22 protein-coding genes and 1 pseudogene are annotated in these 25,022 nt (G+C 60.8%); 12 read left to right on the top strand and 11 right to left on the bottom strand.

What is annotated here, in order from left to right:
- Positions 1-86: 86 nt before the first annotated feature.
- From ACM5SV_RS19860 to ACM5SV_RS19840, 5 genes are read left to right on the top strand one after another with little or no spacing between them, the layout of a single operon-like run.
- Positions 87-959 (top strand): ABC transporter permease, encoded by an 873-nt coding sequence (locus ACM5SV_RS19860; RefSeq protein WP_017997692.1) that lies wholly within the window; start codon positions 87-89, stop codon positions 957-959.
- A gap of 1 nt (position 960) precedes the next feature.
- Positions 961-1,761: an ABC transporter permease gene (locus ACM5SV_RS19855; RefSeq protein ID WP_003555656.1), complete on the top strand. Its 801-nt coding sequence runs from the start codon at positions 961-963 to the stop codon at positions 1,759-1,761.
- Positions 1,758-2,837 carry an ABC transporter ATP-binding protein gene (locus ACM5SV_RS19850; RefSeq protein WP_003555655.1) on the top strand — a complete coding sequence of 360 codons (1,080 nt, stop codon included), beginning with the start codon at positions 1,758-1,760 and terminating at the stop codon, positions 2,835-2,837. Before ACM5SV_RS19855 ends, ACM5SV_RS19850 begins: the two co-directional genes overlap by 4 nt.
- A 10-nt stretch (positions 2,838-2,847) precedes the next feature.
- Entirely contained in the window at positions 2,848-4,302 is a 1,455-nt protein-coding gene (locus tag ACM5SV_RS19845) for an NAD-dependent succinate-semialdehyde dehydrogenase (protein WP_221973992.1), read from the top strand.
- A 37-nt stretch (positions 4,303-4,339) separates the two neighbouring features.
- Entirely contained in the window at positions 4,340-5,140 is an 801-nt protein-coding gene (locus ACM5SV_RS19840) for a phosphate/phosphite/phosphonate ABC transporter substrate-binding protein (protein WP_222015317.1), read from the top strand.
- A 15-nt stretch (positions 5,141-5,155) separates the two neighbouring features.
- Here the strand turns inward: ACM5SV_RS19840 and ACM5SV_RS19835 are convergent, their stop codons facing one another.
- The 8 genes and pseudogenes from ACM5SV_RS19835 to ACM5SV_RS19800 form a co-directional block, all read right to left on the bottom strand.
- Complete coding sequence (locus ACM5SV_RS19835) at positions 5,156-5,659, bottom strand: GMC oxidoreductase (RefSeq protein ID WP_012760769.1); 504 nt, start codon at positions 5,657-5,659, stop codon at positions 5,156-5,158.
- Positions 5,660-6,042: 383 nt separating this feature from the next.
- Positions 6,043-6,463: pseudogene (locus ACM5SV_RS19830) on the bottom strand (type II toxin-antitoxin system VapC family toxin).
- Positions 6,460-6,708 carry a FitA-like ribbon-helix-helix domain-containing protein gene (locus tag ACM5SV_RS19825; protein WP_012760767.1) on the bottom strand — a complete coding sequence of 83 codons (249 nt, stop codon included), beginning with the start codon at positions 6,706-6,708 and terminating at the stop codon, positions 6,460-6,462. Before ACM5SV_RS19825 ends, ACM5SV_RS19830 begins: the two are co-directional and overlap by 4 nt.
- A 134-nt stretch (positions 6,709-6,842) precedes the next feature.
- The gene (locus ACM5SV_RS19820; protein ID WP_222015319.1) at positions 6,843-7,820 is read right to left on the bottom strand and encodes an ABC transporter ATP-binding protein; all 978 of its coding nucleotides are present in this window, start codon (positions 7,818-7,820) and stop codon (positions 6,843-6,845) included.
- A gap of 4 nt (positions 7,821-7,824) precedes the next feature.
- Positions 7,825-8,652: a carbohydrate ABC transporter permease gene (locus ACM5SV_RS19815; protein WP_024322574.1), complete on the bottom strand. Its 828-nt coding sequence runs from the start codon at positions 8,650-8,652 to the stop codon at positions 7,825-7,827.
- Entirely contained in the window at positions 8,649-9,527 is an 879-nt protein-coding gene (locus tag ACM5SV_RS19810) for a carbohydrate ABC transporter permease (protein ID WP_024322573.1), read from the bottom strand. The genes ACM5SV_RS19815 and ACM5SV_RS19810 overlap by 4 nt, the downstream gene beginning before the upstream one ends.
- 66 nt (positions 9,528-9,593) lie before the next feature.
- Positions 9,594-10,877, bottom strand: coding sequence for an ABC transporter substrate-binding protein (locus tag ACM5SV_RS19805; protein WP_017997684.1), 1,284 nt, complete (start codon positions 10,875-10,877; stop codon positions 9,594-9,596).
- 37 nt (positions 10,878-10,914) lie between these two features.
- The gene (locus ACM5SV_RS19800; RefSeq protein ID WP_419425355.1) at positions 10,915-13,236 is read right to left on the bottom strand and encodes a family 78 glycoside hydrolase catalytic domain; all 2,322 of its coding nucleotides are present in this window, start codon (positions 13,234-13,236) and stop codon (positions 10,915-10,917) included.
- Positions 13,237-13,376: 140 nt separating this feature from the next.
- Between ACM5SV_RS19800 and ACM5SV_RS19795 the strand changes: the two genes are divergently transcribed.
- The gene (locus tag ACM5SV_RS19795; RefSeq protein WP_012760762.1) at positions 13,377-14,435 is read left to right on the top strand and encodes a LacI family DNA-binding transcriptional regulator; all 1,059 of its coding nucleotides are present in this window, start codon (positions 13,377-13,379) and stop codon (positions 14,433-14,435) included.
- Between the two features lie 42 nt (positions 14,436-14,477).
- On the opposite strand, the gene ACM5SV_RS19790 is transcribed toward ACM5SV_RS19795, so the two are convergent.
- Complete coding sequence (locus ACM5SV_RS19790) at positions 14,478-15,494, bottom strand: LacI family DNA-binding transcriptional regulator (protein WP_003555622.1); 1,017 nt, start codon at positions 15,492-15,494, stop codon at positions 14,478-14,480.
- A 180-nt stretch (positions 15,495-15,674) separates the two neighbouring features.
- Here ACM5SV_RS19790 and ACM5SV_RS19785 point away from each other — a divergent pair, with 180 nt between their 5' ends.
- The 5 genes from ACM5SV_RS19785 (at position 15,675) to ACM5SV_RS19765 (ending at position 21,878) form a co-directional block, all read left to right on the top strand.
- On the top strand, positions 15,675-16,922 hold the full coding sequence (locus ACM5SV_RS19785; RefSeq protein ID WP_222015335.1) for an ABC transporter substrate-binding protein: 1,248 nt from the start codon (positions 15,675-15,677) through the stop codon (positions 16,920-16,922).
- Between the two features lie 82 nt (positions 16,923-17,004).
- Positions 17,005-17,928 carry a carbohydrate ABC transporter permease gene (locus ACM5SV_RS19780; protein ID WP_003555620.1) on the top strand — a complete coding sequence of 308 codons (924 nt, stop codon included), beginning with the start codon at positions 17,005-17,007 and terminating at the stop codon, positions 17,926-17,928.
- On the top strand, positions 17,928-18,797 hold the full coding sequence (locus tag ACM5SV_RS19775) for a carbohydrate ABC transporter permease (protein WP_128438971.1): 870 nt from the start codon (positions 17,928-17,930) through the stop codon (positions 18,795-18,797). Before ACM5SV_RS19780 ends, ACM5SV_RS19775 begins: the two co-directional genes overlap by 1 nt.
- A 27-nt stretch (positions 18,798-18,824) precedes the next feature.
- The gene (locus tag ACM5SV_RS19770) at positions 18,825-20,768 is read left to right on the top strand and encodes a glycoside hydrolase family 127 protein (protein ID WP_128438970.1); all 1,944 of its coding nucleotides are present in this window, start codon (positions 18,825-18,827) and stop codon (positions 20,766-20,768) included.
- A gap of 9 nt (positions 20,769-20,777) precedes the next feature.
- On the top strand, positions 20,778-21,878 hold the full coding sequence (locus ACM5SV_RS19765) for an ABC transporter ATP-binding protein (RefSeq protein WP_003555616.1): 1,101 nt from the start codon (positions 20,778-20,780) through the stop codon (positions 21,876-21,878).
- Positions 21,879-21,928: 50 nt separating this feature from the next.
- Here ACM5SV_RS19765 and ACM5SV_RS19760 read toward each other — a convergent pair whose 3' ends face one another.
- Positions 21,929-22,840, bottom strand: coding sequence for a dihydrodipicolinate synthase family protein (locus ACM5SV_RS19760; protein ID WP_012760756.1), 912 nt, complete (start codon positions 22,838-22,840; stop codon positions 21,929-21,931).
- Positions 22,841-22,989: 149 nt separating this feature from the next.
- Between ACM5SV_RS19760 and ACM5SV_RS19755 the strand changes: the two genes are divergently transcribed.
- On the top strand, positions 22,990-23,694 hold the full coding sequence (locus ACM5SV_RS19755) for a GntR family transcriptional regulator (protein ID WP_003555614.1): 705 nt from the start codon (positions 22,990-22,992) through the stop codon (positions 23,692-23,694).
- 29 nt (positions 23,695-23,723) lie between these two features.
- On the opposite strand, the gene ACM5SV_RS19750 is transcribed toward ACM5SV_RS19755, so the two are convergent.
- Positions 23,724-25,022: an alpha/beta fold hydrolase gene (locus ACM5SV_RS19750; RefSeq protein WP_221973997.1), complete on the bottom strand. Its 1,299-nt coding sequence runs from the start codon at positions 25,020-25,022 to the stop codon at positions 23,724-23,726.

Here is a 25,022-nt window from a genome sequence, read left to right as displayed (position 1 = left end):
GCGAATGTTCGCCGTGCCCCCGCAGTGTCGGTGCCCGCTTGTCGGACCTCGGCGCCTGCGGAAATTGACGGGTGGGAAGGACTGTCATGTCGACATATAGCGATGCCTCCGCTGCAATTGCGCCCCTTCCAAAGGTGCGCAGGGCAACAGGTTTCGGCGGGGTGCTTCCGGCTCTCGCCTTCGTGACGATCTTTTTCATCGCGCCGGTGGCAGTGCTCCTGTTGCGCAGCGTGCTGGAACCCGTGCCGGGTTTTGGAAACTATGCGCAGCTGATCGGGTCCGCGACCTATCTGAAGATCTTCGCCAACACCTTCATCGTCTCAGGTCTCGTCACGGTGATTTCGCTGCTGATCGGATTTCCCGTTGCCTGGGCGCTGGCAATCATGCCCGGGCGCCTAACCTCGGTGATCTTTGCGATCCTGCTCCTATCGATGTGGACCAACCTGCTTGCCCGCACCTATGCCTGGATGGTTCTTTTGCAGCGCACGGGGCTCATCAACAAGATGCTGATCGGAATGGGGCTGATCGACAAGCCCCTGGCACTGGTCAACAACCTGACCGGGGTGACCATCGGCATGACCTATATCATGCTGCCCTTCATCATCCTGCCGCTCTACGGCGTGATCAGGAAGATCGACCCGTCTACCCTGCAGGCGGCGGCACTTTGCGGCGCCAACCGGTGGCAGTGCCTGACCCGTGTTCTGCTGCCCTTGGCAATGCCCGGCATGGCGGCTGGTGCACTCATGGTCTTCGTCATGTCGCTTGGTTATTTCGTCACGCCGTCGCTTCTCGGCGGCACCGCCAACATGATGCTCGCAGAGCTGATCGCGCAATTCGTGCAGTCGCTGGTCAACTGGGGCATGGGAGGTGCTGCGGCGCTGGTTCTCCTCGTGGTGACCCTGTTGCTTTATGCCGTGCAGCTGCGCTTCGTCGGCAACCAGAATCCGGGAGGGCGTTGACATGTTGCTCAATTTCGACCGTCTCGGCTGGTGGAAATACATCCTGCTGGCGATAACGCTTCTGACTGCGGCCTTCCTGCTGATGCCGATCGTCTTTATCGCGGCGCTCTCCTTCGGCTCCTCGCAGTGGCTGATCTTTCCGCCGCCCGGCTGGACGCTTCAATGGTACAGCGAGCTCTTTGCCGATCCGCGCTGGCTGGAATCGGCCTGGACGAGCTTCAAGATCGCGGTCATCGTGACTGTTCTGTCGGTGCTGCTCGGGCTCGTGACCTCCTTCGGGCTGGTGCGCGGTTCGTTCCTGTTCCGCGATGCGCTGAAAGCACTGTTCCTGACGCCGATGATCCTGCCCGTCGTGGTTCTTGCGGTCGCCCTTTATGCCTTCTTTCTGAGGATCGGCCTTGGCGGCACGTTGGTAGGCTTCGTCATTTCGCACCTCGTTCTGGCGCTGCCCTTCTCGATCCTCTCGATCTCAAGTGCGCTGGAGGGCTTCGACAAGTCGATCGAGGACGCGGCGGTTCTGTGCGGCGCCTCGCCTCTGGAAGCAAAGATCAGGGTCACCCTGCCGGCGATCAGCCATGGGCTGTTTTCGGCGGCCGTCTTCTCGTTCCTGACTTCCTGGGACGAGGTGGTGGTGGCAATCTTCATGTCCAGCCCGACCCTGCAGACGCTGCCCGTCAAAGTATGGGCAACGCTGCGGCAGGACCTGACGCCCGTTGTCGCTGCGGCGTCGACCCTTCTCATCCTTTTGACGATCCTCTTGATGGCGCTGGTTGCCGTCGTGCGTAAGGTACTGAAACAATGAAAGAACCGTTCCTTCAGATCCGCGGAATACGCAAGGAATACGGCCCGGTCGTCGCCGTCCACGACGTCAATCTCGACGTCCGGCGCGGGGAGTTCCTGACCTTTCTCGGACCGTCCGGATCCGGCAAAAGCACCACGCTCTACATCCTGGCCGGTTTTGAAACTCCAACGAAAGGCGACATCACGCTGGAGGGCAAGACCTTGCTCGACACGCCTTCGCACAAGCGCAACATCGGCATGGTGTTCCAGCGCTACACCCTGTTTCCGCATCTGACGGTGGGCGAAAACATCGCCTTCCCGCTGAAGGTGAGGCGGAAGTCCAAGGCCGAGGTCGACAGCAAGGTCAAGGAGATGCTGCGTCTCGTCAGGCTCGAAGGCTTCGAGGATCGCAAGCCTGCGCAAATGTCCGGCGGCCAGCAGCAGCGTGTCGCCCTTGCCAGGGCCCTTGCCTATGATCCGCCGGTGCTTCTGATGGACGAGCCGCTGTCGGCGCTCGACAAGAAGCTGCGCGAGGAAATCCAGCATGAGATACGCCGGATCCATCAGCAGACCGAAGTGACGATCCTCTATGTCACGCACGACCAGGAGGAGGCGCTGCGGCTCTCCGACCGGATCGCCGTCTTTTCCAAGGGGGTCATCGACCAGATCGGCACGGGGCCGGAACTCTATGCCAATCCGCGGACCCGCTTCGTTGCCGAATTCATCGGCGACAGCGACTTCATTTCCTGCGACCTGCTGTCATCCTCCGATGGGCAGGCCACCATTTCGCTTGGCGGCGGAAGCGTCTTCAATGACATTCCGGTGCATGGAAAAGGAAGCTCCGGGACAAGGGCAGCCCTGATGCTGAGGCCTGAGCGCATTCGGTTGTCGCGAAACCAGGTGGCGGGAGCGGGTCTTGCCGCAACCGTCAGCGACATTACCTTCCTCGGCAACAATATTCACGTCTCGACCGAGACGGCGACGGGTGAGGCGCTGGCGGTTCGTCTGCCGTTTGGTCATGAGGCTATCGTCGGGCTCAGCCGTGGCGATATAGTCCATCTGAATTTCGATCCCGGTGCCGCTCACGTATTCTGTTGAAAGTTGTCATATGAAGCTCAATGATCCCTCGCTGTTCCGCCAGGCATGCCCCATCGCCGATCGCTGGATCGAAGCGGAAGGCCGCAAGGCGGCGACGGTCCGCAATCCAGCCACAGGCGAGCCGCTGGGGGTGGTCCCCGATCTCGGTGCGGCGGAAACGGAAGATGCCATCCGCGCCGCGGTCATCGCCCAGAAGCTTTGGGCGAAGAAGACTGCCGGGGAGCGCGCCGCCGTTCTCAAGGCATGGCATCGGCTGATGATCGAAAACCGCGACGATCTGGCGATGATCCTGACGCTGGAGCAGGGAAAACCGCTGGCCGAGGCCAAAGGGGAGATCACCTATGGTGCGAGCTTCATCGAATGGTTCGCCGAAGAGGCGAGGCGCATCAACGGCGAGGTCGTACCGGGACATCAGCCGGACAAGCGGATCCTCGTCCTGCGCCAGCCCGCAGGCGTAGTGGCGGCAATCACGCCCTGGAACTTTCCGAATGCGATGATCACCCGCAAGATTGGCCCTGCGCTTGCCGCCGGCTGTGCCGTCGTGCTCAAGCCGGCGCTGCAGACGCCATTCTCTGCCATTGCCATCGCCGTTCTCGGTGAGCGTGCCGGCCTGCCGCCGGGGCTTCTCAACATCGTCACGGGTGACGCAGCGGCAATTGGCGGAGTGCTGACGGCAAGCCGTGACGTTCGGGTTTTGACATTCACGGGCTCCACCCGGACGGGCGAACTGCTTTACCGGCAATGCGCGCCGACGATCAAAAAGCTCGGCCTCGAACTTGGCGGCAATGCGCCCTTCATTGTGTTCGACGATGCTGATCTCGACGCTGCCGTCGAAGGCGCGCTCATCGCCAAGTTCCGCAACAACGGTCAGACCTGCGTCTGCGCCAATCGGCTTTATGTTCAGGACGGCGTCTATGAGGCGTTTGCCGCCAAACTCGCCGCGGCGGTTTCGGGCCTGAAGGTCGGCAACGGTCTCGACCGTGACGTCGTGCTTGGCCCGCTGATCGACGACAACGCCGTCGCCAAGGTTGAAAGCCATATCAGCGATGCCGTTACAAAGGGTGCCGGGATCGTCTTAGGCGGCAAACGCCACGCGCTTGGCGGCCATTTCTTCGAGCCGACAATCCTGCGCGATGTCGCTGCCGGCATGCAGGTCGCTCGCGAGGAAACCTTCGGGCCGCTTGCACCGCTTTTTCGTTTCCGCGACGAAGAGGACGTCATCGAACAGGCGAACGACACCGAGTTCGGGCTTGCTTCGTATTTTTACGCCCGCGATCTGTCGCGGGTATTTCGTGTGGCCGAAGCGCTCGAATATGGGATGGTCGGCGTCAATACCGGTCTTGTCTCCACAGCCGAGGCTCCATTCGGCGGTGTGAAAATGTCAGGTCTCGGCCGCGAAGGGTCAAGGCACGGGTTGGACGAATATACCGAGCTCAAATATGTATGCCTCGGCGGCATTGCTTGATCTAGTCGATGCTTGCGCCTCGCAAGGAAAGACCAGAATGCCTCTCGTCAGCATCGCCATGTATGCTACATCCCAGCCGGTCGCGGAGGCGACCGCTGAGTTATGGTCGTTCCTCCGGCACTATCTTTTGGAAGCCGGCCTCAAGGACCTGCCCGAAAAGCTCGATCAGGCGGTTCGCTACAATGAAGCTTGGCTGAGGCCGGATCTTCTTCTCTCGCAGGCATGCGGCTATCCCTTTGCAAAGAGCCTGCGGGGCAGGGTCCGCCTGGTGGCGACGCCGATATATCACCATCCCGGCTGCGACGGCCCGCTGATGCGCAGCTTCATCATCGTCGCCAAGGATTCTGCCCTTCATTCGCTGGAGGACTTGCGCGGCACCACGGCGGCGATCAACGGCCCTGACAGCAATTCCGGCAGCAATTTCTTTCGCGCAGCGGTCGCTCCGCTTGCCCGCGACGGCCACTTTTTCGGCCGGATTATCGAAACCGGCAGCCACGGCGGCAGCATCGCCGCCGTTGTCGAAGGCAGGGCCGACAGTGCGGCCATCGATTGCGTGACCTATGCAAATATTCGGCGCTTCGATCCCGGCCATATCCAAGCGGTCCGCATCATCGCCGAAACGCCCAAAGGTCCGGGTCTGCCTTTTATCACCTCAGGCGATGCGTCGGACGACAGAGTCCTTCTCCTGCGAAATGCGCTTGGCGCCGCGATCAAGGAGCCGTCGCTCTCCGCCATGCGCGCCACGCTCGGCCTTGTTGATTTTTCAGTGCTTTCAGAAGGAGATTATCAGCCGCTTTTATCATTGGCCGGCGATGCATTGCCCCAATTAAGGGCTTGAAAGCGGCAGCGGACATCAGAGCGCCGAGTTTGCTTCCGTCTCGGCGAGACGGTGAGCGATGCGGTCGGCATTGGCCATGATCGTCATCGTGACGTATTTCGAGGAAAGATCGGGAAGAATTGAACCATCGACGACGTAAAGACCGGGATGAAGATTCATGTCGCCATCCGAAGAAGTACCGAACGGGCCGGCTGCGCCCATAGGCAGAGTGCCGGCGAAATGTGCATCGATGCCAGGCTCCGCCAGCGATGTGCCCGGGAGCTGTATCAGTCCCAACCGTTTCCATTCACGGCGCAGCATTTTTTTCAAAGCCTCGGCGCGAAGGCCAAATCCCTCTGCGAAGCCGCCGCGGACGGTCAGACCCTTTCTTGCCGTTTCATCGCGACGGATGTAGCTGTGGCTTTGATCGCCGGGATAATAGATCGTTGCGACGAGGAGACTGCCGCCGATAAACTCGAACGTCGCGCGCCCGGCTTTTAGACCGAGCGGCATCCTGTTGACGAAGCTCTGCGCCGGCACAGTACCAACCTCATAGATCCCTCCGTCACGTAATCGGATGCGCCGCTGCCGTAGCGCAGAGATAAGCCAAGCTGCGCAAGGCTGTGCCTCGGCGTCGGGGAACGCAACAAACGTGGGAGGCAGAGCAGAGGGACGGCCAGCGTGGGGCTGTTGAACAGACGCAGCCCGTGCTCGTCAAACGGCAGGAAATCGGCCAGCAGGGCGGCCGTTCCAAAGTCCTGCGGCCAGAATGATCCTCGGTGCGGAAAATGACGATCCGCGTTTCTGACTGTCCAGCTGAGCCTCGTGTCGACGAGACGGCCGGCACGTTATCGAGTAAACAAAAATGCGGAGACTTTCGCAATAGAAGCAGATCCTGTAGGATGCGCTGGCGTTCCGCGCCTTTATCTGTCTTTCCACGGATTGACGATCTTGAGGTCCATTCCCGCAAAATCCGAGACATTGCGTGTCGCGAGTGAAGCGCCGCGTGAAATTGCGATGGCAGCAATCTGAGCATCGAATTGACTGAACGGTCGACCCGCCTTGCGGCGGTCGGTGACGATAGTGGCATAGACATTTGAAGCGTCGCGATCAAATGGCAGAACACGACCGCCAATATCCTCGCTAAATACCAACAAGATCGCCGCCTCAAGATCGCGTCGACGACGTCCCTCGGGAAGGAGACGCAGTCCGTAGAGGATCTCAGCCGGTGACTGCTGTCGTGAAGATCGATGTAGGATGTTGTGCGGCGAACCAACCGATCACCGCCACATTCGGGGCGGGCGTCAGCAGCTCTGAGATGACGTTGGTATCGAGAATGATCACGCGGAGATGTCCGGGGGATCACGGATCGGCTCGCGGGGCGGGATGTCGAGTTCGACGCCGCCAACCGAGAGCAGACGTGCCCGGATCGCATCCGCGAGATTGCGCGCCGGCGGTTCGCTCGTCGCAAGCGCCATGCGCAGGATATCCCGTGCTTCGTCCTCCATGGAGCGGCCATGCGTTGCTGCCCTCATGCGCAACCGCTGCTTCAGACCGTCATCGAGATTGCGGATCGTCATGCTTGCCATCGCTATCTCCATACATCAATGACTGCATATTAATCATTGATTGCAGGATTCCAAGGTTGGCGTGAAGATAGCGGTGTCGCAAACGCCGTGCGTCGGCAGAATCGAGCGCCGAGACGGTGGCGCGCTTGCCATCCTCAGAACCGATGTTCCGCTCCTTCGACCGGATTTGCCCAGACTGTCATTCCAGATGCAAACGGCGTCTCGCCTTCGGCGCGCACCACCATCTCGCCGAGTTCGGGAACGTCCAGGTAGAGGATAGCGTCGGCGCCAAGCCGCTCGAGATGCCGGATCCTGCCCTGCCATTGCCCGGCACGTTCCGAAAGCCTGATATGCTCAGGGCGAATGCCGTAGGTCGCGCAGTTCATTCGCCGTGCTATCTCGCCGCCATAGAGGTTCATTTTCGGGCTGCCGATGAACCCGGCGACGAAGGGTGTTGCGGGATTGCGGTAGAGCTCCATCGGACTGCCGATCTGCTCGACCGCGCCGCCCTTCAGGACAACGATCTTATCCGCCATCGTCATGGCTTCGACTTGGTCGTGGGTGACATAGATCATCGTCGATTTCAGGCGGGCGTGCAGATCGGCGATCTCAAGGCGCATCTGGGCTCTGAGCGAAGCGTCGAGATTGGAGAGTGGCTCATCGAACAGGAAGACCTTGGGATCGCGGATGATCGCGCGGCCGATGGCGACGCGCTGCCTCTGGCCGCCGGAGAGTGCTTTCGGCTTTCTCTCCAGCAGCTGGGTGAGCTGCAGCGTTTCAGCTGTCGCCGCGACCTTGGCGGCGATTTCCGCCTTTGGGCGGCGGGCGAGCGAAAGCCCGAAGCCGATATTCTCGGCAACGGTCATATGTGGGTAGAGCGCGTAGCTCTGGAACACCATGGCAATGCCGCGCTCGGAGGGTTCGGCATAGGTCACCTCCTTGCCGCCGATGGTCAGCGTGCCTGATGTCGTCTCCTCCAGGCCGGCGATGATCCGCAGCAACGTCGATTTTCCGCATCCAGACGGGCCGACGAAAACCACGAACTCGCCGGAGGCGACCTCCAGATCGATTCCCTTGATGACTTCGAGGGCGCCAAAGCTCTTGCGAACCTGCTTGAGAGTGAGCTCAGCCATTCTGCTACCCTTTGACTGCGCCGGCCGTCATGCCCGCGACGATCTGCCGGTTGAAGAAGATGAAGACGATCAGCGGTGGGATCGTTACCAGGAGGATGTTCATGAACAGGAGATTGTACTGGCTCGTGTACATGCTCTGGAAGTTATAGAGCGTCAGCTGCACCGTCACGTTCTCCTTGCCGGGAAGGTAGTAGAGCGGGTTGGTGAAATCGTTGAAGATCGCAATCGACTGGACGACGATGTTGGTGACGGTCACCGGCTTCAGCAGCGGCAGGATCACTCTGAAGAAGATCTGCCGGGGCTTGGCGCCATCGATCAGCGCCGCCTCGTCGAGGTCGCGTGGTATGGTCGAGATGAACGACCGGTAGAGCAAGGTCGAGAAAGAAAGATTATAGGCGACCTGGATCAGGATCATCCCGGTCATGGTCTTGAAGAGACCGATCTCCTGCAAGAGGCCGATGGTGGGCACGACGGCCGGCGGCATCATCAGGCCCATGAAAAGAGCAATGGAGGCCACCCTGTTCCAGACGGTCCTGCGACGCTGCATCACATAGCCGACCATCGCCGACAGCAGGATCAGGATCGTGACGGAGGCGACGGTGATCAGGGTGGAGTTGAAATAGGCGAGCATGAGCTGGTAGTCGCGTGCCTTGAAAACGGCGACCAGATTATCCCAGAACAGCCACTGCGCAGGCAATTCGAAATTAAGGCGAGATGCCTCGGATTTCGATTTGACCGCCTGGAGAGCGACGAAAATGAAAGGCATCACGAAGATGACGGCCGCGACGGCAAGGGCTATCGCGCCGGTCACGTAAGGGCGGGTGCTTCTCATTCTTCGACCCCACGCCGGTTGAACCAAAGGGTGAGTGGCAGGATGATCACGGCAATCAGCGCAAACAGGATGACGTTTCCAGCGGTCGACAGACCGTAGAAGCCCGCCTGATACTGTTTGTAGATGACTGAGGCGATCACATCCGAGGAGAAACCAGGCCCGCCGCGGGTCATCGCCCATATCAGGTCAAAGGATCGAAGCCCGCCGATCAGCGACAATGTCACCACGGTGATGGTGGCGGGACGCACGAGCGGCAGGGTGATCCGAAAAAATTGCTGGAGACGGGTGGCGCCGTCGATTCTCGCCGCCTCATAATAATCGGGGCTGATCGCAGCAAGACCGGCGATGAAGATCAGGGTGGCGAGGCCGACACCCTTCCAGAGATCGACGAGGGCAACCGAAAAGAGGGCGAGTGCCGGATTGGTCAGCCATCCCGGCCCGGGAATGCCGAGCGTTTCGAGCGTGACATTGATGATGCCTCTGGTTGGATGCATCATCACCGTGAAGGTGATGCCGATGCCGATCGTCGAGACCAGGACGGGAAAGAAGACCAGCGTGCGCAGGAAGCCGCGGGCGAAAATATTGCTGGTCAACAGCACGGCGAGCAGCAGCCCGCAGACCGTCTTCAGGCCGGATGTGGTCACGGCATAGATCAGCGTGTTGACCAGTCCCTTGACCAGGAAGGGTTCGGAAAAGAACTGCTGAAAATTTTCGAGCCCGATGAATTCGGCGGTCGAAAGATCCCAGCGCGTGAGGCTGAACCAGAGGGAGGATACCGTGGGAACCAGAAACAGCACGCCGTAGATGATTGCGGCCGGAATGAAAAACCACAGCGGGTAGGGCGATTTGCGCGAGCGGGGGCGTGTCTCGGTCATGACTACCTCTTCGATCGGGTGGAACCTCGCTCCATCGGGAGCGAGGTTAATTGACCCGAAAGACCGCTACCAGTTCGGCAGGCCGAGTTGCTTGGCCTGTTTGCGCACATCGTCGTCATAGAGTTTTGCCGCGTCGGCTGGCTGGCGAATACCGGAGCCGACTTCGACGGTGATCTGCTCGAGAGCCGGCCCCTTGACCGGCGAAACAAATTCCAGCGCCGGGGTCGTCTTGTCCTTGGCCTCGAAATAGGGAAGCATGTCCTTCACCGCAGGCGGCACGTCGGCAGGCAGACCGCAGCCGTCGATCAAGGGAGGCCCTTGCACGGTGTTGGTTTCCACCATGATCTTGCAGCCTTCGACGCTTCCTGCGAAATCCACGAATTTCTGCGCTTCCTCTGCGTGCTGACTGGTAAGGGGAATGTAGAGGGCGGGCGGCATCCAGACCGTCAGGCCATTCGTCGCCGCGTCGTCGCTCGGCTGCGCGAAGAAACCGACATCTGCGAGGTTGTCGGGATAATTCTGCTTGAGCGCGCCGATTGCGAAGCTCAGCATTGGATAGTGCGCTGCCTCGCCCGTTGCCACCATTCTGAGGCCATCGTCATAGCTTGCTGCGCCGAAATCCTCGTTCATCAGGCCAGCGTCGTGAACGTCCTTCAGCCGTTCGAAGCCTTTCATGGCCGCCGGCGTCTCTGCGTATTTCGCCTTGTTGGCAGTGTAGTCGGCGGCGAAGTTCGGCACGGCGGCATGCAGGTTGTAATAGTCCGCCAGAACGAATAACTGCGAGGTCCAGGTATCGCGATAGGTCTGCGCCACGGCGACCTTGCCTGATGCCTTGACCTTTGCGTTGTTCGCCATGAAGTCCGCCCATGTCTTCGGGACTGACAGGCCGAGGTCCTGGTAGATTTTCCTGTTGTAGAGGATGCCGCCCGCCATCGCCGTGCCGAAGGGAACACCGTAGAGCTTGCCGTCGGCGCGGACGACCGACTTGAAGCCTTCGTCCACCTTCGCCTGCGACGCAAGACCGCTCAGATCGACAAGCGTCTGCGCGGGTTTCAGCGCCTGGAGCAGCGAGCCGGAATTATAGAGAAACACATCGGACATCTCGCCGGTCGCTAGGCGCGTCTTGATGATGTTGTCACCCTCGCCGCCACCGGCCCGTGGCTCGATTTCGATCGTCACGTCGGGCACCTTTGTCTGATAGGCGGCAACCAGCGCCTCGGCGGCAGCGACCGTGTCCGGATTGTTGTCGATCAGGAATGACAGCGTGGTTTCTGCATGCGACGGGCCGGCCGCAACCAATGCCAAAAGCGCGGACGCGCCCGCAAGAATGAGTTTAATCCGATGTGTCATGACGTTCCTCCTCTGAACGGTGTGACGTTTATGCTCCTCAGGAAGTGGGTAGAGAAAAGGCCAGTCGGTGCGTCCCGGGGTGAATAACGGCTTCCTCGACGATGGGCTCTCCGTTGAGCGACGGGTTTTGATGCCGTTTTCCGGGCCGGAACCGGCCGATGCAACCTTCCGGAAGTGTCAGCACATAGGTGACCTTGTTGCCGTCGCACTGCCAGCCGGCCTCGATGCGTCCCTGGCTGATATCATGATGGGCCGATACCGGCGAAAGCGAAGGAATCGGCGCTGGATCGACGATCACCTCGGCAAATCCGGGTGCGCTCGGGCTCGGCGAAATTCCGGCGACGCTTTCGAATAGCCATTGGCAGACCGCGCCATAGGCATAGTGGTTATAGCTGTTCATGTCGGGTTCGTAGATCGTGCCGTCAGGCGCCATGGAATCCCAGCGCTCCCAGATCGTCGTCGCCCCTTTCGACACCTGGTAGAGCCACCCCGGCACATCCTCCTGCAGGAAGACCTTTTCGGCAAGATCGTCCATGCCGAGCTTTGTCAGCGCCGGCAACAGGGCCGGCGTTCCGATGAAGCCGGTGCCGATCTTGTAGTCGGCATCAATGATCACCTGCCGGAAATGCTGCTGCGCGGCTTGCCTGTGCTCTGCCGGTATCAGGTCGTGAAGGAAGGCCAAGGCGTAGGATGTCTGGTCGTTGTGCGCGAGCCGTCCCGCCGGCGTGATGAACTCGTTGGAAAATGTCAGCCGGATCTCGTTTGCGCGCTGTTTCATCTTCTCTTCAAGGGCATGCTCGCCGAGAGTGGCTGCGATCCTTGCCAGAAGGTCGGTCGAGATGAAGTGATAGAGCGTCGCCGCGCAGTCGTCGGCGATCGTCGGGCGAGGCTTTCGATTGTCGCCGACCGGCTGCAGCCAGTCGCCGAAGGTGAAGCCTCGGGCGCCCCAATGCGACGGCGGGCGAACCAGGGGACCATCCGAGATCGACCAGACAAAATCGACCCAGCGCACCATGGAATCCAGGCACTCCGCCAGAACGGCCCGGTCGCCGTAATGGGTGTAGAGCACCCAGGGGATGACGACGATCGCGTCGCCCCAGCCGGTCGAGCCGGCATAGCCCGGGAAATTGGTCGGATGCAGACGCGTCGGATCCGGCGAAAAATGTGAGACGGCGCCATCCTCGCGCTGATCGGCCATCACATCCCGCAGATACTTTCTCAGGAAGGATTGGCTGTCGCTCAGCCAGCATGCGGTTGCGGCAAAGACCTGGGCGTCGCCCGTCCAGCCGAGGCGTTCGTCGCGCTGCGGGCAATCGGTCGGCACTTCGACGAAATTGGCGCGCTGCGACCAGATGGTATTTTCGACCAGACGATTGACCAGCGCATTGCCCGAGGTGAAACCGCCGGCGGGCTCGGCCACAGACGAGATCGGGATGGACGCGATTGCGAGGATCTTCGCATCGCCCGTAATCGTCACCCTGGCATAACGGAAGCCGTGGAAGGTGAAATGCGGCGCGTAGGTCTCGTCGCCGTCTCCCCGTAGCGTATAGACGGTGTGCGCGGCAGCCGTGCGATAGTTGCGATTGTCGAAATGACGGTCGGGACCGAGAACTTCCGAATGCTCCACCCGGACTTCGGCGCCGGCAGTGCCCCGGACGGTATATCTGATGTAGCCGCCGGCATTCTGGCCGAAATCAAAGATCGTCCTGCCCTCATCGTCGATCCAGTTTTCGACCGCGGCGAGTGGCCGCAGCTCGCGCACCGCAGCAGTTTCATGCGCGACGAGCAATGCCCTGTCGAACGGCAGTCTCTCGGTGCCGTGGCTCTCCAAGTAGCTTTCCTGCCGGGCATCATAGATTTCGCCGAAATAGATCCCCGACTTCAGAATCGGCAAAACACCGCTTCGCCATGTGGTGTCGGTGGAAAGAAGGGCGCCATCAGCTCCGATCAGATCCGCAATGGCGCCGATCCTGTCACCCCAGCAATTCGGGATCGCCTGGGCGCCCCACATCAAGGGCGATCGGTACCATCCGTCGGCAAGCCAGATCTCGATGCGGTTGAGGCCCGGCTTGAGCAGGTTCGAGACATCATACCGCTGGTAAGCAAGGCGATCGTCGTAGTTCGTCCAGCCGGGTGTCAGCAAGTCACCGCCGACGCGAACGCCGTTGATGAAGCAGCGATAGAGGCCAAGTGCGGAGATGAAGAGATCGACGGGGAGCCCCGGGCCATCATGCTCGAAAGTTTGAGAAACGAAGCTTGCCGCCGTTCCCTGACCGCCATCCGATAGCGGCGCGATCATATCCCCGGACCAGGTACGCGAAACGAGGTTGCCGCTGATGGCTGCCGGCTGAAAGTTCATCAAGTCCTCCCGACGAGTTGTAGAACGTTCTCCATATAACGTTCTACATTTTCTTCGGAAGCGCAATAGAATTTTCGTTACCAGTCTGCCATGGTGGTTGTGCGGGCGATGTTGACGACCCGCAGCAAGCCAGAGATTTCATGTCAATCGAAGAAAAACAAAAGCCGCAACGGAATGATCGCGTAACGATCCGGACCGTGGCAACTCACGCCGGCGTATCGGTCGCAGCAGTTTCCAAGGTGATGCGAAACGCCTATGGCGTCAGTGATGCACTGCGCGCAAGGGTGACTGATTCCATCGAAACACTCGCATATCGCCCCTCGCGGGCAGCACGAGGGCTGCGTGGCCGGAGTTTCACCATCGGCGTGCTCCTGATCGATATCCGCAATCCTTTCCTTCCGGAGGTGATTGCCGGCGTGAACGGGGTGCTGGCGCCTTCGCACTATCAGGCGATGATCGGGGTCAGCGATGCGCGCGTGCAGCTGGAGACGTCGTTGATCGAGTCGATGATCGACTACAAGATGGATGGCCTGATCCTCGTTGCGCCGCGTTTGCCCTCGGACATCCTCGCAAAGTTCGCAGTCCAGATACCGATCGTCGCCGTCGGTTACCACGATGCCAGCGCTACGGCCTTCGATACCGTCAATGCCGACGATCAGCGCGGCGCGGAGATCGCGGTGGAAGCGCTTCTTGCCTGCGGCTATCGCGACATCGAAATGCTGAGCCTTGGCGAGCGCCAGGGGCACGCGGTCTCCGTCGTCCGCCAGCGTGAGATCGGGTTTCGCCGGGCGATGCAGCGTGGCGGGCTCGGCTCCTCGCCAGCGATCGGCAAAATTCCGATTGCCTCGCCGAAGCGGGAAGAGGCGATGCGAAAATTCCTATCGAGGAAGGACAGGCCGCGCGCCGTATTCTGCTGGAGCGATCTCGACGCGATCACCCTTCTCAGCCTGGCTATGGAGATGGGCGTGCGCGTCCCCGAAGATCTCGCCGTCATCGGATACGACAATTCGCCGACCGCAGCACTCGGCCTCGTCAATCTCGCAAGCATCGATCAGTCGGGCAGGGAACTCGGTCAGGTCGCAACCCGGGCCCTCATTTCCAGAATAGAAGGCCGCACCGCTTCCGAGCATATTTTCCAGATACCGTCGCTGGTCAGCCGAAACAGCCTGGCCCGTTCCGGCAATTCCACGGACAGATAATAGCGACCACGGCCGGCTTGCCGGTGTTGCTTGCCTTCGTTTTCAGTCGGATTGAGGGGGACTGCCGCAAGACTGCCGCACGACCAGGCGACACGGCAATCTGGTGATGCCGGCAGGGACCGGTTCACCCTTGGAGAGGCTGAGGATTGCCAGGCCGGCGCGATGGCCCAGTTCCTTCAACTCCATGTCTATGGTGCTGAGCGGCGGGCGCGTTTGCCGTGCGACGACCTCCCAATTGTCGAACCCGACCACGGCGACATCCGTGGGAATCTCCACATTGAGGTCGCGCAGCGCGTCGATGACTCCGCGGGCGATCTCGTCACTGCCGCAGAAGATGGCGTCGGGCTTTGGGCCGGGCCGGGCAAACACCGTCTGGACGGCTTCGTGACCCCATTCCTCCGACCACTCGCCGAACATCGCTTCGGCACCGTCGCCGCAGGCATCAAGATAGGATTGGGCGCGGATGCGAGCGGCGAGATAATCCCGCGGCCCGGTGATGTGCAGGATCCGCGATCGACCGAGCTCTTTCAGGTGGTCGACGGCGAGGCGGGCGCCCTGTTCGTCATCAGGGAAGAAAGTGACGCTGTCGGCCGGCCCCTCGGCAAAGACGTAGACGACGGGTATCGGCAAGCGGGACAGCTGGACCGGCGGCTTGAGGTCGAGGCGGGTCGCGGTGAATATGATGCCGTCGACCTGCCGGTCAAGAAGCGCCTCCAGGTGCAGCTGGGCGAGCCTTGGATCATTGTTCGTGGCGCAAAGGAAGACGGAAACGCCGTGATCGACGAGCACCTCCGATACCCCGGCCGCCATCGGCAGCGTCAGTCTGCCATAGGTGTCGTTGGTCAGCATGCCGATCGCATGGCTTCGCTTGCTCAGCAACCCACGGGCGAGTGCGTTGGGCCGAAATCCGATTTCTTCCGCCACACGCCGGACCCGCTCGCGTGTCTCGGGCTTCGTCCGGCCGGTGTCGTTCAGCGCGTTCGACGCCGTCGAAATGCTAACGCCTGCAGCCTTCGCCACGTCGTAAATCGTCCGTCTCCGATCGCCGCTATTCTTCAAATTCCGCCTCGTCATCGGTTCATGATAAAAGCTTTTAGCAGAAAAAAAAGGTGCTGTTAAAAGGTTTTATCAAACCGACATCAGATTTATGCACACAGACTGTCGACACCAAAAAATTTCTGATCTAACGTCCATTTCGTCCGACGGCCTTGGGCCTGAACGAGAAAAAGGGGAACAAGCATGCTTCGACTGAAAACAACGATCACTGCTCTTGCGCTGCTGGCAAGCTCTTCTCTCGCCGGCGCCGAAGAAATCACCCTATGGGTGCGCACGTCGTCCGGCGCCGTCCTTCAGGGACTGGCAGACAAATACAATGCCGCACATTCCGACAAGGTCAATGTCACCCAGATCACGGCGGAGCAGATGGTGCCGAAGCTCGGTGCGGCGATTGCCGGCAGCGCGGCTCCTGATGGCGCCGTGCTCGACCTGATCTATCTCCCGACCTTTGCCGCGGCGGATGGTCTCGAGGATATCTCCGACTTCGTGAAGGGCTTGCCCTATTCCTCCGCGATGAGCCCGTCGCACATCCGTCTTGCCACCTATGACGGCAAGATCTATGGCGTGCCGGCCCTGCCGGATGCCTCGATTATCGCCTATAACACCGATCTGTTCACCAAGGCCGGCCTCGACCCCAACAAGGCGCCGGCATCGATGGAGGAGGTCGCCGCCGATGCCAAGACGATCGCCGCGCTCGGCAACGAGACCTACGGCTTCTATTTCGTGGCAAATTCGGGAAGCTGGCTGATCTACGACTTCCTGCCGCATCTGTGGGCCGCCAATGCCGATGTGCTGAGCGATGACGGCCGCAGCGCCACGGTCGATACGCCGGCGCTGCGTGAGACCATCGCTGCCTATCGCGATATGTGGAAGGCCGGTGCGATCCACCCGACCTCGCGTTCCGGCAACGGCAACAATGCCGTCGAAGCCTTCGCCTCGGGCAAGGTCGGCATCCTGATGACCGGCTCCTACATCGTCAATCTGCTGACCAGCAAATATCCCGACGTGAAATTCGCCGTTGCGCCGATCCCGGGGCCGAAGGGTGGCGCATCGAGCTTTGCCGGCGGCGACACGCTGTCCCTCATCAAGGGCATCAGTGAAGAGAAGAAGAAGGTCGCGCTCGACTTCGTCAATTTCTACATGCAGCCCGAGCAGCAGGTCTATATCACCCAGGAATCGGGGATGCCGTCGCGCACCGACCTCGCAGCGGAAGCCTATGCGAAGTTCGACCCGCGCAATCTCGTTGCCTACGATATCCTCGCCAAGGCGCGCACGCCCTACACTTTTTCGTCCGATGAACTCTTCGTCAGCCGCACCGGGCCCTTCCTCAACCTGATCCAGGGCACGATCTTCGGTGACGACGTCGACGGAACGATTGCCAAGACGCAGGCCGACTTCACCCGTATCCTTGAACGTACCAATCCGAACTAAGCCAACGCGTTTCGTCAGGGTGTCCGTGGATGCCCTGACGTTCATTTCACATCTCGACATTCAAGCGGAAGGAGGAGTTGCGGTGGTATCCTCGACACTTCGCAGCCGAAGGCGCGCAATCGCGACCGGAGAAGCCGAGCCAAAGGGTTGGCTTGGTCTTGCCTTCATCCTGCCGGGCTTGCTGTTCATCGTCGTGCTTTTCCTCGTGCCGCTTGTCATGACGGTCTGGATGAGCTTCTACAACTGGCCGCTTCTCGGCCGGACGAAGTTCATCGGCTTGTCCAACTATGCCGAACTGATCGGCGATACCCAGCTTTGGCATTCCCTGGGTTTCACGCTGCTCTACACTGTGCTGGTTACGGTTGCGATCTTCCTGGTGGCCTTTCCTCTGGCGCTGCTCGTCGACCGGCCGCTGCGGATCGCCGGCTTTTTCCGCACGATCTATTTCATGCCCGTCGTCATCGGCTTCGGGGCAGCCTCGACATTGTGGATGTGGCTGCTCAATCCCGATAGCGGCGTCTTTGCGCAGCTGCTGCGCGGCGCGGGCATCATCGACAGCGCCCCGAGGCCGCTCGAAAGTTTCTGGCCAGCCCTCGGCGTCGTCATCCTGATGGTCGTCTGGAAAACAGCGGGCTTCACGATGATCATCCTCCTGACCGGCCTTCAGAGCATATCGAACGACGTCATCGAAGCCGCCAGGATCGACGGCGCCAGCGTCTGGAGCCGGTTTCGCCGGATCACGCTGCCTTTGATGAGGAACTCGGTGGTGCTGGCGCTTGTCCTCAACGTCACCTCGTCGATGCTGGCCTTCGACCAGTTCTTCATCATCACCCAGGGCGGCCCCGAGAACAGCACGATCTCGGCGGTCTTCTCGATCTATCTCGCGTCGTTCTCATCCTACCGTCTCGGTTATGGCTCGGCGATCTCCTTTGCCCTGCTCATCGTCCTGGTGGCGATCAGCGCCATCCAGTTCGTCCTGCTGCGCCAGCGGCCGGAGGAGGGTTGATGGAACGGCTCAACCACAATCTCGCAGGGAAGCCGGCGAGCGAGCGGCTCGGTTATCTCGCTTTCGTTCTGACGGCATGCGTCTTTGCCGTCTTCTTCGTGATGCCGATCGTCTGGTCTTTCGCCAATTCCTTCAAGCCCGCGGCCGCAGCACTTGCCGATCCGGCAGCGCTTTTCTCGAAAGCCTTCTCGCTCGAAAACTACCGTCGCCTCGAGCATGTCGGCGCCGGCTGGTACGTCTATGCCGGCAATTCGGTGCTGATCGCCGCCGGAACGGTGATCCTGACGGTGCTCGTCGCGGTGCCGGCGGGATACGGTTTTTCGAAGTTCCGCTTTCCCGGCCAGTCGCTGCTCTTCGTGCTGATCATGGCAACGATGATGATCCCCTTTCAGTCGATCCTGACGCCGCTTTTCCTGATCCTGAAATTCCTCCACCTGCAAAACAGCCTTCTCGGGCTGGTGCTGATCTACGTGACGTTCCAGCTACCCTTTTCCGTCTTCATGATGCGCAACGCCTTCGACGCGGTGCCAAAGGCGCTGATCGAGGCGGCGCGGATAGACGGTGCGTCGCAGGCTACGATCCTGCGCCGGATCATGCTGCCGATCGCGCTTCCCGGTGTTGCCACCGTTGCCATGTTCGCCTTCCTGAACTCCTGGAATGAATTCCTTGCCGCCCTCATCTTTCTGTCCGACCAGAACAAGTTCACGCTGCCGATCATGCTGGTCAATGTTTCATCGGGCATCTATGGCATCATCGACTGGGGCGCGCTTCAGGCCGGCATAGCCGTGACCATGGTCCCCTGCATCCTGCTTTTCCTTCTCTTGCAACGATATTACGTGCGCGGCCTGACGGCCGGCGCCGTGAAGTAACAGCGCTCGTCCCGCTCAGGAGTCCTCATGACCAGCTCACCTCGTTTTCAACCGGCACGCGCTGCGGGACGGCAGCGATACAGGCCCGCCGACCATTCCAGTGTCGTGTTCCGTGGCGGTTTCTGGCAGAGTTGGACGGAGACGGTTCGCAACGTCACCATCCCGACACAGCACAAGCGGCTGGAAGAGGAGGGCTTCCTCGAGGTGCTCGATTTTGACAAGCCGGCCGGGCCGCTGGTGCGCCCGATCCAGCCGAGCGGACTGTCGATGCAGCATTTCTTCGATTCGGATTTCGGCAAATGGATCGAGGCCGCAAGTTACACGCTGAAGGCTCACCCGAATGCGGCGCTCGAAACGAAGATCGATGCTATCGTCGAAAAACTCGAGAAAGGGCAGATGGCAGATGGCTACCTCAACAGCTGGTTCATTCGCCGCGAGCCGGACAGGCGTTGGACCAATCTGCGCGACCTGCACGAGATGTATTCGATGGGCCATCTGCTGGAGGGGGCCGTCGCCTATTACGAGGCGACTGGAAAGCGTCGCTTCCTCGATGTGATGATCCGCGCAGTCGACCATATCATCGAAACCTTCGGTGCCGAACCCGGAAAGCTCAGAGGTTATGACGCCCATGAGGAAATCGAGTTGGCGCTGGTCAAGCTCTACCGGGTGACGGGCGATCCGCGGCATCTGAAGCTTGCGACCTATTTCGTCGACGAACGTGGGCGAATGCCCTCATATTACGACGAGGAGGCTCGCAAGCGCGGCGAGAGCCCTGAGGATTACGTCTACAAGACATATGCCTATAGTCAGGCCCATTTGCCGGTGCGCGATCAGCACCAGGTCGTCGGCCACGCGGTTCGCGCCATGTACCTGTTTTCTGCGATGGCGGATCTCTCCCGTGAGAACGACGATCCGACATTGAAGGAGGCCTGCGACCGGCTTTTCGACAATCTGGTCAGCCGCCAGCTCTACGTGACCGGTGGCCTTGGCCCGTCGGCATCCAATGAAGGGTTCACCCGCGAATTCGACCTGCCGAACGAGACGGCTTACGCCGAGACATGCGCGGCCGTCGCGCTCGGCTTCTGGAGCCATCGCATGGCGCAGGTCGATCTCGACAGCAAGTTCACCGACAGGCTGGAAACGGTGCTTTACAATGGCGCGCTTTCCGGCATCTCGCGCGACGGCGAGCGTTATTTCTATGAGAACGTCCTTGAAAGCCACGGGCAGCACCGCCGGTGGAAATGGCATTACTGCCCCTGCTGCCCGACAAACATCGCCCGTTTCATCACGTCGCTCGGCCAATATTTCTATTCGACTGATGATCATCAGCTCGCCGTCCATCTCTACGGCACCAATTCCGCCGAGCTGACAGTCGGCGACAGCTTCGTGCGCCTGATCCAGGAGACGCAATATCCCTGGGATGGCGACATCAGCCTGCGGTTCGCCGTCGAGCGGCCAAGCCGGTTTCAGCTTCGTCTTCGGATCCCCGGATGGTGCAGGCAGGCGCAAATCTCGGTCAACGGCGTTGCCGTCGATCTCGATCAATGCGTGACGAAGGGTTATGCCGCAATATCAAGGGAATGGCGCAATGGTGACGAGGTGCGCATCGGCTTCTCGATGCCGGTCGAGCGCATCTACGCGCATCCTGCCGTCTCCGAAGACGGCGGGCGCGTCGCGCTGCGGCGCGGGCCTGTCGTCTATTGCATCGAGGAGACGGACCTCGGCGGCGAGCCGCAGCGGCTCCGCCTGCCGGCATCTGAGGAAATTTCTGCCCGTTACGATGCCTCGCTTCTCGGCGGAGCGACCGTCCTCGAAGGCACCGCGCTCGAAGCCGATATATCCGATTGGCAGAATGCGCTCTATCGCACCGCGCGCCCCGCGCTGAAGGAGCGGCCTTTCACCGCGATCCCCTATCACCTCTGGGCCAATCGCGAGCCCGGAGCGATGGCGATCTGGTTGCACGAGGTCTAGGAGAAAACCATGGCACGGCTGGAACTCAAGAGCATCGTCAAATCCTATGGCATCTACGAGGCCGTGCGCGGCATCAGCCTTGACATCGAAGACAATGAATTCGTCGTTTTCGTGGGTCCGTCGGGATGCGGAAAATCGACGACATTGCGCATGATCGCGGGTCTCGAACACATCACCGGCGGTGAGATCGTGATCGGCGACCAGGTCGTCAACCGGCTTGGCCCGGGCAAACGCGATATCGCCATGGTCTTTCAGAACTACGCGCTCTATCCGCACATGACGGTGCGGGAGAATATTTCGTTCTGCCTGGAGCAGCAGAAGCTCGCCAAGAGCGAGATTGACGCCCGTATCATCAGGGCGGCGGAAACCCTGCATATCAGCGAGCTGCTCGGCCGGCGCCCGGGCCAGCTTTCGGGCGGCCAGCGCCAGCGCGTCGCGATGGGGCGCGCGATCGTGCGGAACCCGAAAGTCTTTCTCTTCGACGAGCCGTTGTCCAACCTCGATGCCAAGCTTCGCGTACAGATGCGCACGGAGATCAAGCGGCTGCACCAGCTGTTGCCGACGACGACCGTCTACGTCACGCACGACCAGGTCGAGGCGATGACCATGGCGGATCGTGTCGTGGTGATGAATGGTGGCATCATCGAACAGGCGGGACCGCCGCAGGCGCTCTATCATCGGCCCGTCAGCCAGTTCGTCGCCGGCTTCATCGGCTCACCGTCGATGAATTTCCTGTCGGCGACGCTGCTATCAGGAGACAAGGGTCTCGTCGTCAAACTGACTGACGGCAGCGAGCTTCCGGTGCCGAAGGCGCGCGCCGGCGACTATGCCAGCCATGCCGGTAAATCAGTCGTGTTCGGGATCAGGCCGGAATCGATCACCGACCGCCAGGCCCGTCCTGGTTATGCCGACATCGAAGCTAAGATCGATCTTGTGGAACCACTCGGGCCGGAGACCATGGTCTATTTCGGCATCGGCGAGGCAAGTCTTTGCGCCTGCATCGATCCCGAGAGCGGGCCCAGGCCGATGTCGACGATGCCGCTCTCGTTCAACATGAACCAGATGCATCTGTTCGATCCGGCGACCGGCCGGTCGCTGGCGCTTGCCTGAACCGCAAACACTGAAAGGCCGGCAACCGCGAGGGTCGCCGGCCTCGATGATCAGGCAGCCTGGCGGATCTTCGAAGGACGCGTGGCAGCGGCCTTCTCGACCATCGCGGTGACTTCGGCGCGTCGGGCGCCCGAAAGCGGCAGGCGCGGCATGCGAACGCGCTCGGAGCCGCGGCCCATGATCTGCTCGGCAAGCTTGATCGACTGCACGAGGTCGTGTTCGGCATCGAGGTGCAGAAGCGGCATGAACCAGCGATAGATCTTGCGGGCCTCTTCCCAGTCGCCGCGTTCGGCGGCGGCAACGAGTTGTACGGATTCCTGCGGGAAGGCGCTGGTCAAGCCCGAGACCCAGCCCTTGGCGCCGAGCATCAGGCCTTCAAGCGCCACGTCGTCGAGACCTGCGAAGATATCGAAACGATCGCCGAATTCATTGATGAGATCGGTGAAGCGGCGCGGATCCGGCGCGCTTTCCTTGACCGCCTTGATGTTTGGCACATCGGCAAGCACCTTCAGCACATCGGCGCCGATGTTGACGCGGTAGGCCGGCGGGTTGTTGTAGAGCATGATCGGCAGCGAGGTCGCTTCGGCGACGGTACGGAAATGCGCGATCAGCTCTTCGGGCTTCGGCACATAAACCATGGCCGGCAGCAGCATCAGCCCGTCGGCGCCGAGTTTTTCGGCGTCGCGAGCATAGGCGACGGCACGGCGCGTGTCGAATTCGGACACGCCCGTCACCACGGGAACGCGGCCGTTGACGACCTCGACGGCAGCTTTCAAGATCGTGCGCTTCTCCTCGGGGTCCAGCGAATTGTTCTCGCCGCATGTGCCCATGACGATCAGTCCGTTGACGCCATCGTTTACAAGCGCGTCCTGGACGCGCTGGGTCGAGGGCAGATCAACGGAAAGATCATCGTTGAACTGTGTCGTTACGGCGGGAAATACGCCCTTCCATCCTGTGGTCATTGATCGAGCCTCGTTGAAACTGGTTGCCTTATATACAAACTGTCGACAAGATTCAATGATGTGAGCTTACATATTTGAGACCCCGAAGACCGACATTGCGAGAATCGGCCGAAACGCAATACAAGGCTCTAACAAAAGAGGGCGGACGAATGCGGAACGACGCGGAAAATGTGCGGGTGCGCGGCTCTGGCACGCAGAGCGTCTATGTGACGCTTAGGCAGGAAATCCTGTCGATGGCGCTGGAACCCGGCAGTCCGCTCGACGAAGTGCGGCTGTCGGAGCGTTTCCGGATGTCGCGGACACCCATTCGAGAGGCGCTGTTGCGGCTCGCCGCCGATGGGCTCGTCACGACGCTGCCGAACAGGAACACGATCGTCGCAACGATCGATTTCGCAAGCTTGCCCACCTATTTCGAAGCGCTGACGCTGATGTACCGGGTGACGACCCGCGGCGCGGCGCAACGGCGAAACGGCGAGATCATGAAGACCATCCGCCGGCATCAGAAGGACTTCGCCGATGCCGTTGCCGCGCGCGATGCCTATGCGATGATCGAGGCCAACCGCGAATTTCACGTCGCGATCGCTGAACTAGCCGGCAATTCCTATTACACGGCCTTCTTCGCCAGGCTGCTCGACGAGGGCCGCCGCATCCTGCGCCTTTACTACTCGACATTCGACGACCGCCTGCCGCGCCAGTATGTCGACGAACACGAGGAGATCATCGCCGCAATCGAGGCCGGTGACGTCGAGCGGGCCGACCAACTGGCGATCGCCCACGCCGGGCAGATCGTCCGCCAGATCCAGGAATATATTGCCCGCGACCTCGACCGGCCGGTGGCGATCAGCATGTCCTGACGCGACGAGAGCAGTGAACCGCTCGAGCCTCAAGAGGCGAGGGGGCCGCCTTGCTCTCTGACCAAGGTCATCAGCCGGCGCAGGACAGCCGCCGACTGGCGAACACCGTCATGCTCGAATTCGTTGGTCACCCATGCCTGCACATTGGCGACGTGGCGCGCTGTTTCGAGCGAAAGCCCGGCATCGACATACATGTCGTCATGATAGATGACCGCGGCGACCGGCACCTCGTTTGCAGCGAGACGTGCCGGAGCATAGAGCGGGGCGTAGTGCTCAATCGTTGCCAGCGCCTCGACACCTGCCCTGAAGGCCCTAAGCGAGCGAATTTCCTCGAACATCCAGGGATACATCATCTCCCCCGTCAACAGCAGCGGCCGCCGGTCGCCCGCAAAGGCCGGATGCTCGGCGCGGATGCGTTCGGCTGCCCAGGCAGTCGGCGTCCCGGCCTGGCCATAGATGCTTTCCTGCAAAACGGCGAAGAGCGGATTGTCGTCATATGAGGTCAGCGACATCACCGACGCGAGGAAGCGCTCGGAGAGACGTTCTTCATTGGGACCGGAGAAAGCCTCGTCGACCAGCCAATGGATGTTCTCGTAACCCGGCGCCATGCCGAAATCGATGCCGATGGTCTGAAAGCGGCGAACGGAGAGGCGATCGCCATCGGGCAACCGCACCTCATTGGTCTCGATATAGTCGGCGATCCGGCCGATGCGTTCGGCATCCCCGGGGTAGCGGCGGTAATAGGCGGCGTTCTTTTCGGTAACGCGCGGGTAGGTGCGCCGATAGACATCATCGGCCGTCGCCCCAAGGCCGGCAAGGCCGCCGGTGACATAACAGGCGGAAAGTCCCTCCGGCGCCTTCGAGAGATAGGTGAGTGTCAGGAAGCCGCCATAGCTCTGGCCAAGCGTCTGCCAGCGCCCGCCGCCGAAGACGGTTTTCCTCACATGTTCGCAATCGGCAACGATGCTGTCGGCACGAAAGAGGCTGAGATAGTCGGCTGCGGCCCTGCCGTCGGCAAAGTGCTCCATCGTCGCACTTTCGATCCGGCTGCTGCGCCCGGTGCCGCGCTGGTCGATCAGGATAACGCGGTGCGTCTTCAGGGCTTCGGCAAGCCATGGCGGCCCGCCGTTGCTCGGCCGCGGCGACTTTCCGCCAGGACCGCCTTGAAGGAAAGCCAGCAACGGCAGTGTTTCACGACGGCGGGCGGGATCGCACACTTCACGTGCAAAAATCCGGATCGTCTCACCCTCCGGCTTCGACCAATCCAGGGGCACGTCGACCATATGATCGCGCATCAGCATGCCCGGTGTGGTGTATTCGACCGCCAT

The organism is Rhizobium sp. CRRU65 (assembly GCF_048551595.1).
Taxonomy (GTDB): Bacteria; Pseudomonadota; Alphaproteobacteria; order Rhizobiales; family Rhizobiaceae; genus Rhizobium; species Rhizobium leguminosarum_J.
The sequence above is the reverse complement of the archived record's forward strand: the minus strand, read 5'-3'. Positions and strand labels throughout refer to the sequence as shown.

Coding starts and splice junctions, on each gene's coding strand:
- ACM5SV_RS19860 (WP_017997692.1), top strand. CDS start 87: ATGTCGACATATAGCGATGCCTCCGCTGCAATTGCGCCCCTTCCAAAG.
- ACM5SV_RS19855 (WP_003555656.1), top strand. CDS start 961: ATGTTGCTCAATTTCGACCGTCTCGGCTGGTGGAAATACATCCTGCTG.
- ACM5SV_RS19850 (WP_003555655.1), top strand. CDS start 1,758: ATGAAAGAACCGTTCCTTCAGATCCGCGGAATACGCAAGGAATACGGC.
- ACM5SV_RS19845 (WP_221973992.1), top strand. CDS start 2,848: ATGAAGCTCAATGATCCCTCGCTGTTCCGCCAGGCATGCCCCATCGCC.
- ACM5SV_RS19840 (WP_222015317.1), top strand. CDS start 4,340: ATGCCTCTCGTCAGCATCGCCATGTATGCTACATCCCAGCCGGTCGCG.
- ACM5SV_RS19825 (WP_012760767.1), bottom strand. CDS start 6,708: ATGGCAAGCATGACGATCCGCAATCTCGATGACGGTCTGAAGCAGCGG.
- ACM5SV_RS19820 (WP_222015319.1), bottom strand. CDS start 7,820: ATGGCTGAGCTCACTCTCAAGCAGGTTCGCAAGAGCTTTGGCGCCCTC.
- ACM5SV_RS19815 (WP_024322574.1), bottom strand. CDS start 8,652: ATGAGAAGCACCCGCCCTTACGTGACCGGCGCGATAGCCCTTGCCGTC.
- ACM5SV_RS19810 (WP_024322573.1), bottom strand. CDS start 9,527: ATGACCGAGACACGCCCCCGCTCGCGCAAATCGCCCTACCCGCTGTGG.
- ACM5SV_RS19805 (WP_017997684.1), bottom strand. CDS start 10,877: ATGACACATCGGATTAAACTCATTCTTGCGGGCGCGTCCGCGCTTTTG.
- ACM5SV_RS19800 (WP_419425355.1), bottom strand. CDS start 13,236: ATGAACTTTCAGCCGGCAGCCATCAGCGGCAACCTCGTTTCGCGTACC.
- ACM5SV_RS19795 (WP_012760762.1), top strand. CDS start 13,377: ATGTCAATCGAAGAAAAACAAAAGCCGCAACGGAATGATCGCGTAACG.
- ACM5SV_RS19785 (WP_222015335.1), top strand. CDS start 15,675: ATGCTTCGACTGAAAACAACGATCACTGCTCTTGCGCTGCTGGCAAGC.
- ACM5SV_RS19775 (WP_128438971.1), top strand. CDS start 17,928: ATGGAACGGCTCAACCACAATCTCGCAGGGAAGCCGGCGAGCGAGCGG.
- ACM5SV_RS19770 (WP_128438970.1), top strand. CDS start 18,825: ATGACCAGCTCACCTCGTTTTCAACCGGCACGCGCTGCGGGACGGCAG.
- ACM5SV_RS19765 (WP_003555616.1), top strand. CDS start 20,778: ATGGCACGGCTGGAACTCAAGAGCATCGTCAAATCCTATGGCATCTAC.
- ACM5SV_RS19760 (WP_012760756.1), bottom strand. CDS start 22,840: ATGACCACAGGATGGAAGGGCGTATTTCCCGCCGTAACGACACAGTTC.
- ACM5SV_RS19755 (WP_003555614.1), top strand. CDS start 22,990: ATGCGGAACGACGCGGAAAATGTGCGGGTGCGCGGCTCTGGCACGCAG.
- ACM5SV_RS19750 (WP_221973997.1), bottom strand. CDS start 25,022: ATGGCGGTCGAATACACCACACCGGGCATGCTGATGCGCGATCATATG.